This window comes from Lentibacillus songyuanensis, assembly GCF_039548255.1.
In the GTDB taxonomy this organism is placed as follows: Bacteria; Bacillota; Bacilli; order Bacillales; family Amphibacillaceae; genus Lentibacillus_C; species Lentibacillus_C songyuanensis.
The window spans coordinates 45,300-57,362 of sequence record NZ_JBCLVH010000002.1 but is presented as its reverse complement, the minus strand read 5'-3'; the positions used below and the strand labels follow the sequence as shown (position 1 = coordinate 57,362).

At 41.0% G+C, this 12,063-nt stretch carries 13 protein-coding genes; all 13 read left to right on the top strand.

All coding sequences use genetic code 11. The features are described from left to right. Positions 1 to 370 precede the first annotated feature (370 nt). Entirely contained in the window at positions 371 to 1,315 is a 945-nt protein-coding gene (xerC, locus tag WMZ97_RS02285) for a tyrosine recombinase XerC (protein WP_343270440.1), read from the top strand. Beyond that, positions 1,305 to 1,850 (top strand): ATP-dependent protease subunit HslV, encoded by a 546-nt coding sequence (hslV, locus tag WMZ97_RS02280; protein WP_343270439.1) that lies wholly within the window; start codon positions 1,305 to 1,307, stop codon positions 1,848 to 1,850. Before xerC ends, hslV begins: the two co-directional genes overlap by 11 nt. Positions 1,851 to 1,865: 15 nt before the next feature. Next, positions 1,866 to 3,260, top strand: a complete 1,395-nt coding sequence (gene hslU, locus WMZ97_RS02275) for an HslU--HslV peptidase ATPase subunit (protein WP_343270438.1) — start codon at positions 1,866 to 1,868, stop codon at positions 3,258 to 3,260. A gap of 26 nt (positions 3,261 to 3,286) precedes the next feature. Beyond that, complete coding sequence (gene codY / locus WMZ97_RS02270; RefSeq protein ID WP_343270437.1) at positions 3,287 to 4,066, top strand: GTP-sensing pleiotropic transcriptional regulator CodY; 780 nt, start codon at positions 3,287 to 3,289, stop codon at positions 4,064 to 4,066. Positions 4,067 to 4,650: 584 nt separating this feature from the next. Beyond that, complete coding sequence (gene flgB, locus WMZ97_RS02265) at positions 4,651 to 5,046, top strand: flagellar basal body rod protein FlgB (protein ID WP_343270436.1); 396 nt, start codon at positions 4,651 to 4,653, stop codon at positions 5,044 to 5,046. Between the two features lie 2 nt (positions 5,047 to 5,048). Beyond that, complete coding sequence (gene flgC / locus WMZ97_RS02260) at positions 5,049 to 5,504, top strand: flagellar basal body rod protein FlgC (protein ID WP_343270784.1); 456 nt, start codon at positions 5,049 to 5,051, stop codon at positions 5,502 to 5,504. Between the two features lie 90 nt (positions 5,505 to 5,594). After that, positions 5,595 to 5,897 (top strand): flagellar hook-basal body complex protein FliE, encoded by a 303-nt coding sequence (fliE, locus tag WMZ97_RS02255; protein WP_343270435.1) that lies wholly within the window; start codon positions 5,595 to 5,597, stop codon positions 5,895 to 5,897. Between the two features lie 405 nt (positions 5,898 to 6,302). Further along, a complete protein-coding gene (gene fliF / locus WMZ97_RS02250; protein WP_343270434.1) occupies positions 6,303 to 7,901 on the top strand; it encodes a flagellar basal-body MS-ring/collar protein FliF in 1,599 nt (532 codons plus the stop codon). Between the two features lie 12 nt (positions 7,902 to 7,913). After that, positions 7,914 to 8,927 (top strand): flagellar motor switch protein FliG, encoded by a 1,014-nt coding sequence (gene fliG / locus WMZ97_RS02245; RefSeq protein ID WP_343270433.1) that lies wholly within the window; start codon positions 7,914 to 7,916, stop codon positions 8,925 to 8,927. Next, positions 8,920 to 9,687 (top strand): flagellar assembly protein FliH, encoded by a 768-nt coding sequence (gene fliH, locus WMZ97_RS02240; protein ID WP_343270432.1) that lies wholly within the window; start codon positions 8,920 to 8,922, stop codon positions 9,685 to 9,687. The genes fliG and fliH overlap by 8 nt, the downstream gene beginning before the upstream one ends. Further along, positions 9,684 to 11,006, top strand: a complete 1,323-nt coding sequence (fliI, locus tag WMZ97_RS02235) for a flagellar protein export ATPase FliI (RefSeq protein ID WP_343270431.1) — start codon at positions 9,684 to 9,686, stop codon at positions 11,004 to 11,006. The genes fliH and fliI overlap by 4 nt, the downstream gene beginning before the upstream one ends. Beyond that, positions 11,003 to 11,446 (top strand): flagellar export protein FliJ, encoded by a 444-nt coding sequence (fliJ, locus tag WMZ97_RS02230; protein WP_343270430.1) that lies wholly within the window; start codon positions 11,003 to 11,005, stop codon positions 11,444 to 11,446. Before fliI ends, fliJ begins: the two co-directional genes overlap by 4 nt. A gap of 5 nt (positions 11,447 to 11,451) precedes the next feature. Further along, positions 11,452 to 12,054, top strand: a complete 603-nt coding sequence (locus WMZ97_RS02225) for a MotE family protein (protein WP_343270429.1) — start codon at positions 11,452 to 11,454, stop codon at positions 12,052 to 12,054. Positions 12,055 to 12,063: the final 9 nt, after the last annotated feature.

Here is a 12,063-nt window from a genome sequence, read left to right as displayed (position 1 = left end):
TATTCGAATCATATAATAGTTCATTGTTGACTATTCCATTTGTAACAGCTATAATTACCAATTGGAAAGCCTGTTTACTTGACAGGGCGATTAAGAAAGGATAAGATTCACGAGTAGGATTGAGGTCAATTCAGAATTTTATTGCAATTTTGTTAAATATGTTGCTTTTCAAATTGTTATATGATATGATTTATTCGCTGTTTAGGGTATGAGATCTGTTTGTGACTTCGATTTTAATAGGCAGAACTGGATTTGGGTTTGTAACCGGTATGCTTTTTCTTAATCCGTGTGATAAGTCGAGGTAATAGGATTTATAGTCGGTTTAACGTCGGCTATTGTTGTGATGCTTCTAGCTTGGCGAGGTGAAATTTTGCATAAGTTTTCAAGAAATCGCGAGGCATTTACGGAGTATCTGCAAATAGAGAAGAATGCCTCGCCATATACCGTGAAGTATTATCTGAATGATCTGGAAACGTTTTTTCAATTTTTGGAGCGTGAGGGCATAGATAACCTGCAAAAGGTCGATACTCAAGCTGTACGACTTTTTTTAACCATGTTATATGACAGCAACCTAAGTAGACGGTCGGTTTCCAGAAAAATATCCAGCTTGCGTGCATTTTACAAATTTTTAGAGCGTGAAGGAGAAGCCGGCCAAAATCCATTCGTTCATGTTTCCTTACCGAAAGCATCCAAACCAATTCCAGGCTTTTTATATATGGAAGAACTCGAGAAGCTATTTGAGGTCAGTGATACAACAGACCCGATCGGCCAGCGGAATCAAGCGTTATTGGAGACGCTGTATGCAACGGGAATGCGAGTAAGTGAATGTCAGCAATTACGGATTTCAGATATCGATTTTTCGCTAAACACGATGTTTGTAACTGGGAAAGGCAGAAAAGAACGCTATGTTCCGTTTGGGCGATTTGCCGAAGTTGCATTGGAGACGTATATGAATGATGGGCGAGCAGTACTTCTTAACAAAGCAAAAGCTAACACTAATCATGTTTTTGTAAATGCCAGAGGTGCTCCAATAACGACAAGAGGAATTCGATTGGTTTTGGATAAAATGATGGCTAATACTGCATCAACGGTACATATCCATCCCCACAAACTACGGCATACATTTGCAACACATATGTTAAATGCGGGTGCGGATCTTCGGACTGTACAAGAAATGCTGGGGCATGAAAACCTATCGTCCACCCAAATATACACACATGTAACGAAGGATCACCTGCGCAATGTGTATATGAACAGTCATCCAAGGGCGAACAAACAAAAACGAAGGTCAAGAGGTGATGATCGTGAATCATGAAATGCATGCTACGACAATATTTGCTGTCATGCATGATGGTCAATGTGCAATGAGCGGTGATGGGCAAGTAACATTAGGAAATGCTGTAGTGATGAAGCATAAGGCCAAGAAAGTCCGAACATTATTCAATGGTCAGGTGCTAGCGGGCTTCGCTGGATCCGTTGCCGATGCATTTACCTTGTTTGAGAAATTTGAGGGTAAGCTGGAGACGTTTGACGGAAACCTGGCACGTGCTGCAGTCGAACTGGCCCAAGAATGGCGGAGCGATAAAGTACTTCGTAAACTGGAAGCCATGTTGATTGTGATGGACAAACAAAAAATGTTTTTGGTTTCTGGAACAGGTGAGGTTATTGAACCGGACGATGGAATGTTAGCAATCGGTTCCGGTGGTAATTATGCACTAAGCGCTGGTCGAGCACTACGCCGTCATGCAGACAATTTAACCGCGAAAGAAATTGCCCAGGCAGCTCTGGAAATTGCTGGTGAGATATGCGTGTATACGAATGATCATATCACATTGGAAGTTCTTGATTAATAAGGAGGCCTCTTTATGGGAATTGATTTAACCCCTAAGCAAATTGTTGACCAATTGGATAACTATATTATTGGTCAACAGCAGGCGAAAAAATCGGTTGCCGTTGCACTCAGAAACCGTTACCGCCGCATGAAGCTGGATGAATCGATTAAAGATGAAATTGTACCAAAAAATATTCTGATGATTGGTCCTACAGGGGTTGGTAAAACGGAGATTGCCAGAAGACTGGCAAAGCTTGTAGGGGCTCCGTTTGTTAAAGTGGAAGCCACAAAGTTTACCGAAGTTGGCTATGTTGGCCGGGATGTGGAATCAATGGTGCGTGATCTGGTAGAAATGGCGATGCGTATGGTGAAAGAGGAAAAAATGGCTGAGGTAGCAGGCAAGGCCGAGGTGGAGGCGAATAAGAAACTTGTTCAGCTATTAATGCCCCAAGCAAAAAAACAGGCCAGCGTTAAAAATCCATTTGAGATGCTTTTTTCGAACGCTTCTGAAGACGAGGATAATGAAAAGGATTCGGAGAAGACCGAAGAAATAAGAAACAAGCGTAAACGGATTGAGCATCAACTGGCCTTGGGAGAAATGGAAGATCACATGGTTACTGTTGAAATTGAGGAGCTGCCACCTTCCATGTTTGATATGTTGCAAGGTTCTGGTATGGAGCAAATGGGAATGAATATGCAAGACGCACTGGGACAGTTCATGCCAAAGAAAAAAAAGAAACGAAAACTTCCAGTATCTGAAGCACGAAAAGTATTGACCATGCAGGAAGCACAAAAGCTTGTGGATATGGAGGAAGCGGCACAAGTAGCAATTGAACGCGCCGAACAATCCGGTATTCTATTTATTGATGAAATCGATAAAGTAGCTGCAAAACAGGACAATTCTGCTAATGTGTCAAGGGAAGGCGTCCAACGTGATATTCTGCCAATCGTCGAAGGATCCACTGTGGTAACCAAGCACGGGCCGGTAAAGACAGACCATATGCTGTTTATTGCAGCAGGTGCTTTTCACATGTCAAAGCCGTCTGATTTAATCCCGGAACTGCAGGGCAGATTCCCAATTCGGGTAGAGCTGGAGAAATTGACGGTGGAAGATTTCAAGCGGATATTACAGGAACCATCCAACGCTTTATTGAAACAATACCGTGCTTTATTAAAAACAGAAGGTATAAATGTTGAATTTACTGACAATGCTGTAGTTAGACTTGCAGAAATTGCTTATCAAGTAAATCAGGAAACAGACAATATTGGAGCGCGCCGATTACACACGATTTTGGAAAAGCTTTTGGAGGATCTATCGTTTGAGGCACCAGATGTGACGATGGAAACCGTCAAGATTACCTCGGAATATGTTGACGAGAAACTAAATGTGATTGTAAAAAATAAAGATTTAAGCCAATTTATATTATAATGTAACCAATTGAATGGAGGATTATCATGGAACTTTTAGATCGAGCAAGAAAAATCAATGCAATGTTACAAAAGGCAACAGGGAAATCAGTAAACTTCAATGAAATGTCAGCATCACTTAGAGATGTTATCGGCGGGAATGTTTTTATCGTTAGCAGACGCGGGAAGTTATTAGGCATCGCAATTAATCAAGAAATCGAAAATGATCGCATGAAAGGGATGCTGGAAGAACGTCAATTTCCAGAAGAATATACACAAGGGCTGTTCGCGATTCATGAAACGACTGCCAACTTGGATATTGATAGCCAATTTACTGCATTCCCAGTTGAAAACAAAGAACTATTCCAAAATGGGTTAACAACGATTGTACCTATTATCGGTGGTGGTGACCGCCTTGGAACCCTCGTTTTAAGCAGGTTGAATGATAGCTTTAACGATGATGACCTATTACTTGCTGAATATGGTGCAACTGTAGTAGGTATGGAAATTCTTCATGAGAAATCAGAAGAAATTGAAATGGAAGCAAGAAGTAAAGCGGTTGTTCAGATGGCAATAAGCTCGTTGTCCTATAGTGAACTGGAAGCGATCGATCATATTTTTGAGGAATTAAACGGACACGAGGGCTTACTCGTAGCTAGTAAGATTGCGGACCGGGTTGGTATTACCCGATCAGTTATCGTTAATGCGCTTCGTAAATTGGAAAGTGCTGGTGTAATTGAATCACGCTCACTAGGTATGAAAGGAACATATATTAAGGTTCTAAATGATAAATTCCTGGTAGAACTGGAAAAATTACGTTCAAGGTAATACGTGAAAACGAATAAAGTATTTCTGATGTAATATACTTAAAAAGCCTGGCATAAATTTCGTGCCAGGCTTTTTAAGTGGAAATTTGACCATATGAATTCTAACGGGAAAGACCATGCTTACTAAATTTAGCAAATTATTGTCGATTGATGAAATAGAACTAGTAAAAATAGATAAAGCTTTATCCTTTATCCATTTAAATACATAAATCTACAGATAATACCATTTAAATAGTACTAAATAACTAGGTTTTTATAACTATTTATGTTTCCCAAGTCGGAACATGTCGAAAAATGATAGACATCTTAAGTCGTATAAATTACAATATTCGTGTGGGTATTTTTATTTATGTCGTTTACCAAGCAGAAAGACTTCAATTACAGATTTTGCAGTAAACCAGAAAGATAAGTTGAGTAAAATGCTTGATGAAGACTCGATTCGGGTCCTGAATATGCACGCCATTATAACGGTGTTGCAACAGAGTGTTTGAATTCAGTCTTTGTTCTTAATCATCAATAGGGGAAGGTATTACCGCTGAATGAAATTTATGTCTGCTCATGACGCTGGGTTAAGGGGGAATGACAATGGAATTGTTTGGTGGCACGTTCCGGACACTGGAGAATTCGCTTGATTATGCTACCGTTAAAAATCGAACAATCGCGAATAATATTGCCAATGCAGATACACCAAATTATAAGACAAAAGATGTAGCTTTTAAACATATTTTAACAAATGAGCTTAAAGGCTCCATAGAAGCCAAACGGACGCGGCCTGAACATTTGCCGTTTAAGGATACATTACATAATGACTATCGTATCGTTACGAAAAATAAGACAGCATACAATCATAATAGAAATAATGTTGATATCGATAAAGAAATGTCGGAGCTTGCCAAAAACCAACTCTATTATCAAGGGATGGTTGATCGTATAAATGGTAAGTTTCACAATCTACAAACAGTCATTAGAGGAGGTAAGTAATGATGTCAATTTTTGGCGGATTAAATACGAATGCCAGTGCATTGACTGCGCAACGATTACGAATGGATGTCATTTCCTCTAATATTGCCAACGCACAAACAACACGTGCTACAGTGAATGAGAACGGAGAATATCAACCGTATCGCAGAAAAATGGTCGTAGCTCAACCGAAAGAAAAAAGCTTCCATTCCTTCTTGCAACAAGCTTCGAATAGTACGGCATCTCCAGGTTCGGGAGTGAAAATCACGAAAATAACCGAGGATGATGAACCATTTAAGATTGTCTATAATCCTGCCCACCCTGATGCAAATGACGCTGGGTATGTACAAATGCCAAATGTTGATCCTTTAAAAGAGATGGTTGATTTAATGAGCACAACAAGATCATATGAAGCGAATGTCACAGCATTGAACGCGACAAAGAACATGCTGTTAAAAGCACTGGAAATAGGGAAATAGAGAAAATTGATTGAAATTGCCGTTGACGAATTTACGCAATAATTGTCGTTTTGTCATGGGGGATTTCTTTTATGGAAAAGGAGCGATGACATGAGCCAGCCAATAAGCGGAGTGACGCCGAGTGTATTACCAGCATCTAATGCTAATTCGGAAATTTCCCCTAATAAGGCGCAATCGGATTTTGCGACAATGTTAAAAAATGAAATTCAAGGTGTTAATGATACACAAGTCGCAGCAAACCAAAAAACAGAGGCGCTAGCAACGGGACAAATTGATGATTTACATGATGTCATGATTGCAGCACAAAAGGCAAGCATTACATTAGAGACCTCTGTCCAAGTTCAACAAAAAGTTATCGATGCTTATAACGAGATCATGCGCATGCAAGTATAGTCGACAGACAGGAAATCACGGATAGCAAGTGTGAAAATTGATCTTTAATCCACTCTTAACGGGCAGTAAGACTTCCACTTCCAGATTTTGAGGTGGAACGTAAAACGATAAGTGGGGGCAACAGGTTGACAAAGGTTCGATTCTGCTTAACGAACATTCAGTGCGGGGGGAAAGCACGTACTGAACGAAGTTTCACTTTAAAATCTTGTAATGCGAGAGCAGGTGTGGCAAAGGAGTATCAATACGTAATGATGCATCCGATTGCTTACCTTTTTTTTGAGTATTTTTGCTGGTAAAAATTACATGGATTCGGTGGATGATCGAATTGTGTTTCGTTGTAAACGATCCATTTGACAATGCTTAGCAGCGTATTAGTAATAGATATAGGATTTGGCGGGGGAATATATGAAAGAAAAAATTTTACATTTCAAAGATACAGCGAAATCCTTTTGGTTGAAGCGATCAAAGGGCCAAAAAGGAATATTCATCGGTTCTATTGTTATTGTTGTAGCTTTGATAGTTGGGATTGTCTTGTTTACATCCAATTCAACATTAGTACCGCTTTATAATAATCTATCTGCGCAAGAGGCAGGACAGGTAACATCTGAACTGGATTCGCGGGGGGTCCCATATGAATTAGAGGCTGGTGGGACAACGGTAACTGTACCAGAGGATCAAGTGGATACATTGCTGGTTGATTTGGCTGGGGAAGGGATACCGAATAGCGGAAACATTGATTATTCTTTTTTTAGTGACAATGCTTCATGGGGAACGACAGATAATGAGTTTAATATGATTAAATTGGATGCCATGCAAACAGAGCTTGCCAACTTGATCAAGGGTATTGAAGGAATCGATGACGCTAAAGTGATGATTAATATGCCGGAAGATCCTGTGTTTGTGAATGATGATGAAGAACAAGCAAGTGCATCGGTAGTCATTAACACTAAACCAGGCCAGAAAATTCAAAGCAATCAAATCGACACACTCTATCATTTAGTTTCAAAAGCAGTTCCCAATCTTCCGCCCGACAATATTGTGATCATGAATCAGTACTTTGAATATTACGATCAAACAGATCAGGAAACGTATGACAATCAAGATGCGTATACATATCAGCAAAACGTAAAAAAGGATATTGAGCGTGATGTTCAACGACGCGTACAGCAATTACTTGGGGCGATGGTAGGCCCGGAAAATGTCATTGTATCGGTTACGGCCGATGTCGATTTCACGAGGGAGAAACGAGAGGAAGAAATTGTTGATCCGGTAGACGTGGAGAATATGGAAGGTGTGCCGGTTAGTATTGAGTCTGTACATGAAACGTATACTGGTGGTAATCCTGCAGCTGGTGGAGTAGAGGGAACTGGTGAAGGGGACATCCCGGGATATGAGGCTGCTGATACCGATGATGATGGAGACTACGAACTTGTCAAAGAGACAATTAATAATGAATATAACCGTATTCATAAGGACATTGCTGAAAGTCCGTACAAATTACGTGATCTTGGTGTGCAAGTAGCCGTTGACAGTGTGAAAAACAAAGATGGCGATGAGTTGCAGTATTTATCGCAACAAGAAGAACGTACGGTAGAGGATGGCATTTCGTCCATTTTAAATTCTATTGTGACCACTTCGATTGATAAAGAATATGGGGATATAGAGCCAGAAGATAAGATATCCATTGTTTTTCAAGCATTTAATGGGGACAAATCAATGGATGAGCCAACCGAACCGGTTATCCCTTTATGGTTATACATTACCGGTGGAATATTATTGCTTGTGATTATCGCGCTAATCTTCCTGCTTTTCCGGAAGCGAAAAACAGAAGAGGAAGAAATGCAAGAAGAAGTAACAGAAACTCAGCCGGAGGTGCAAATTCCGGATATTGGCGAGACGCCTGAAACAGAAGCATTTGCCCGCAAAAAGCAACTGGAGAAAATGGCCAAGGAAAAACCGGAGGAATTTGCAAAGCTATTACGAAGCTGGATTTCGGATGATTAGGAGGGAGAAGCGATGGCAAGGCAAAAAGGTGCACTAAACGGAAAACAAAAAGCTGCAATTCTCTTAATTTCCCTAGGTCCGGATGTTTCTGCACAAATATACAAACACCTTAGTGAGGAGGAGATCGAAAAATTAAGCTTGGAGATTTCCTCCGTGAAGAAAGTGGAGTCCAATATCAAGGAAGATGTGCTGGAACAGTTTCATCAGATTGCCTTAGCGCAAGATTATATTTCGCAAGGCGGTATTGGTTATGCAAAAACCGTTTTAGAAAAAGCTTTCGGACAACAAGAAGCAACGAACATTATTAATCGGCTGACATCGTCGTTACAGGTTAGACCATTTGATTTTGCCAGACGGGCGGATCCACTGCAGGTACTGAACTTTATTCAAAATGAGCATCCACAAACGATTGCATTGGTATTAAGCTATCTTGATGCGGAACAGTCCGGTCAAATTTTATCTGCATTGCCACAAGAGATGCAGGCAGATATCGCAAGGCGCATTGCTACCATGGATTCCACATCACCGGAAATTATTAGTCAGGTGGAACAGGTGCTTGAGCGAAATCTTTCTTCTTCGCTAACCGAGGATTATACGCAAACCGGTGGTATCCAAGCGGTTGTTGAAGTATTAAATGGTGTCGATCGAAGCACGGAACGAACCATCTTGGATGCATTGGAAGTACAAGATCCAGAACTAGCGAATGATATTAAAAAGCGCATGTTTGTTTTTGAAGATATCGTTATTTTGGATAATCGGGCCATTCAACGCGTTGTTCGGGAAGTGGAAAATGAAGATTTGCGTTTAGCGCTTAAAGTAGCAAGTGAAGAAGTGAAAAGTATTGTGTTTAAGAACATGTCGCAACGTATGGCGGAAACATTTAAAGAAGAAATGGAATACATGGGGCCGGTTCGATTGCGTGATGTGGAAGAGGCCCAAACAAGAATTGTTTCCATTATTCGCCGGTTGGAGGATATTGGGGAAATTGTCATTGCACGTGGCGGAGGTGACGATATAATTGTTTGATACAAATGTACAGCACCAGCATCATTCCCTGCAAAAACAAATTAAACTTAAACCAATTGCCGAGTTTAAACAGAGAAAAGAACGAGAACAAAAGGAAACGATCGGGGATCACCACCTGGATTTGCAGCAGCAAATACAGGTTGCACAGCAAGAATTAGAGCAATTAATGCAGCGCAAGGAACAAGCGATTACCAGTACTCAAGAAGCCATTGCTGAAGAAAAAGCAGAATGGGAAAAAACAAGGGAAGCTTATATAAAGCAGGCACAGGAAGAAGGGTATCGTAATGGATTTGCGACAGGTAAACAAGAGAGTATAACAAAGTACCAGCAATTGCTTGATCAGGCTAATCAAATTATTGATGCAGCAACAGCGGATTATCACGCCAAGCTTGATCAGAGTGAGGACGCCATAATTGACTTGGCGATTCATACGTCTGAAAAAATCATTCAGCAGCAATTGGCAGAGCAGCCGCAGACTTTTTTATCCATCGTACAAGCGGCCATGAAAGAAATCAAAGACCAGTCACCTATAACCATTTATGTTCATCCGGATCAATATCCAGTTGTATTGCAGCAAAAGGAGGAATTAAGCCGATTGTTACATGGAAATACGGAGTTAATGATCCATGTTGATGAGGAAGCGGCATTGTACAGTTGTGTGATTGAACACCCGCTTGGAAAAATTGATGCAGGGATTGATACACAGCTCCAGCAACTAAGAGACATATTGCATGATCTGACACAGGAGAGGGAGTCATGAAACAATCCCGTTATGCAGCAGCCATTGAACAAGCGGATACATACAAACGGTATGGGAAGGTACTGCGTGTCGTTGGTTTAATGATTGAATCGCAGGGTCCTGATGCGAATATTGGTGAAGTTTGTCTAATTCATGCAGATAAGGTTAAAAAAAGAAAGGTAATGGCGGAAGTCGTTGGGTTTAATCGTGAAAAAATCATTCTTATGCCGTATGCAGAAGTTACAGAAATTGGACCGGGATGCCTGGTTGAATCTACGGGTCAATCGTTGACGGTCAAAATTGGGCGTGCATTGATCGGCAGTGTGCTTGATCCGCTGGGTAGAAGCCTTGATCAGAGCAAATTACCTAAAGGGTTGACAAGTTATTTAACGGAGCAAGCTCCGCCAAACCCTTTAACGAGACCACCAATCAACAAAGCTATTCAAGTTGGGGTGAAGGCCATTGATTCGCTACTAACGGTTGGTTGTGGCCAGCGGATAGGTATTTTTGCTGGAAGCGGAGTAGGAAAAAGTACCCTGTTGGGGATGATCGCTCGGAATAGCAATGCTGATATTAATGTAATTGCATTAATCGGTGAACGGGGCAGGGAGGTACGCGAATTTTTGGAACAGGATCTTGGGGAGGAAGGCCGCAAGAAATCCATTGTTGTTGTGGCAACCTCTGATCAGCCCGCCTTAATGCGGATTAAAGGTGCGTACACGGCAACCGCAATCAGCGAATATTTTAGAGATTTGGGTTTTCAAGTCAATTTGCTGATGGATTCGGTGACAAGAGTGGCAATGGCCCAGCGGGAAGTAGGGTTGGCAACTGGAGAACCACCGACAACAAAAGGGTATACACCTTCTGTTTTTGCCGCTTTACCTAAATTGCTTGAACGGACAGGAACCAGCAGTACCGGCACGATCACTGCATTTTACACGGTGCTTGTCGATGGAGATGACATGAATGAACCAATTGCTGATACGGTTCGCGGAATTTTGGACGGGCACTTTGTCCTGGATCGTAAGCTGGCCGAGAAGGGACAATTTCCAGCGATCAACATTTTAAAATCAATAAGTCGTGTGATGAACCAGATTACGAGTAACGATCACTTGCAGTCGGCTCAGGAGTTACGCCGATTATTGGCTACCTATGAAGATAACAGTGAATTGATTCAAATTGGTGCATATAAACGAGGCACAGATCGGGAAATAGATAAAGCAATTGCCTATTATCCTAAAATTCAACATCTATTACGGCAAGATGTATTGGAGTACGTTTCATTAGATGATTCAATCGCACAAATGCAGCAATTATTAAATGGAGGTGTTGGCGAATGACCAAGACATTGTCACTTGGGAAAATCTTGCACATTCGCGAGCGAGAAAAGCAAGATGCCCAAAAAGCATATCATTATTCGCAGGAACGGTTTGAGGATCATGCGATGCAGTTATATACACTTCTTCGTAAAAAAGAAGCGGCTGAAGCGTCTTATGAAACATGTTTGCACACAACAACGCCAATTAATCAGATTAAAGAACAGTTGGCCTATATTGAACAATTAGCGGTACAAATTATGCAAATGCAGCATGCTGTTCAAGACGCGCGTGATGAAATGGAATTAAACCAGCAATCGTTGACTGATGCACATGTTGAGGTAAAAAAGTTTGAAAAAATAATGGAATTACGACAGGAACAACGGAACGAAGTCAAGCGAAAAGAAGAAAAACAGACAATGGACGATATTTCGATACAACAGTATTTGCGAAAAAATGGGTGACATGAATGGTTAAAAAGAATAAGCCACAAGAAAATCAAAAAACAAATCCGGTTCTATGGTTTCTTTTTGCAATTGTTATTCCAATTATTGTCGCCATTACATTAGCAATCATCATTTTGACGGTGGCAGGTGTGAATGTGATCGATTGGTCTAAGAACACTGCGAGTCATATTCCCGGTTTGTCTGCCCTTGTAACATCGGATGAAGAGAAAAGTAATGAGCAAAGCAAGGAGCGAATGCAGTCAACCATCAATAAAAAGGATAAGAAAATAGAAGAGTTAACACAAAATATTGATGATCTTGAAGAAACCATCGAAGAAATGGAACTAAAGATAACAAAGCTGAAAAATAAAACGCCAGTGGATGGTGATGAGACCAAGACGGAGGCGAATGAGAAGAAGGAACAAGGCTCGGTAAAAACCATGGCTGCCTCCTTTAAGGATATGGATCCGAAACGAGCGGCACTAATTTTCCAAAAGCTTGATGATGATGTTTCGCTTGAGATTTTGCAAAAGCTTTCCAATCGGGTACGGGGGAAGATCTTTCAGGAGATGGACCCGGAGGCTGCTGCCAGCTTGACGAAAAAGTTTATGGATCTGGATGAATAATCAAATCTG

Bases quoted from the DNA above. Each gene is read 5' to 3' on its own strand.
- hslU (WP_343270438.1), top strand. From the start codon at position 1,866: ATGGGAATTGATTTAACCCCTAAGCAAATTGTTGACCAATTGGATAAC.
- codY (WP_343270437.1), top strand. From the start codon at position 3,287: ATGGAACTTTTAGATCGAGCAAGAAAAATCAATGCAATGTTACAAAAG.
- flgB (WP_343270436.1), top strand. From the start codon at position 4,651: ATGGAATTGTTTGGTGGCACGTTCCGGACACTGGAGAATTCGCTTGAT.
- flgC (WP_343270784.1), top strand. From the start codon at position 5,049: ATGTCAATTTTTGGCGGATTAAATACGAATGCCAGTGCATTGACTGCG.
- fliE (WP_343270435.1), top strand. From the start codon at position 5,595: ATGAGCCAGCCAATAAGCGGAGTGACGCCGAGTGTATTACCAGCATCT.
- fliF (WP_343270434.1), top strand. From the start codon at position 6,303: ATGAAAGAAAAAATTTTACATTTCAAAGATACAGCGAAATCCTTTTGG.
- fliG (WP_343270433.1), top strand. From the start codon at position 7,914: ATGGCAAGGCAAAAAGGTGCACTAAACGGAAAACAAAAAGCTGCAATT.
- fliI (WP_343270431.1), top strand. From the start codon at position 9,684: ATGAAACAATCCCGTTATGCAGCAGCCATTGAACAAGCGGATACATAC.
- fliJ (WP_343270430.1), top strand. From the start codon at position 11,003: ATGACCAAGACATTGTCACTTGGGAAAATCTTGCACATTCGCGAGCGA.
- WMZ97_RS02225 (WP_343270429.1), top strand. From the start codon at position 11,452: ATGGTTAAAAAGAATAAGCCACAAGAAAATCAAAAAACAAATCCGGTT.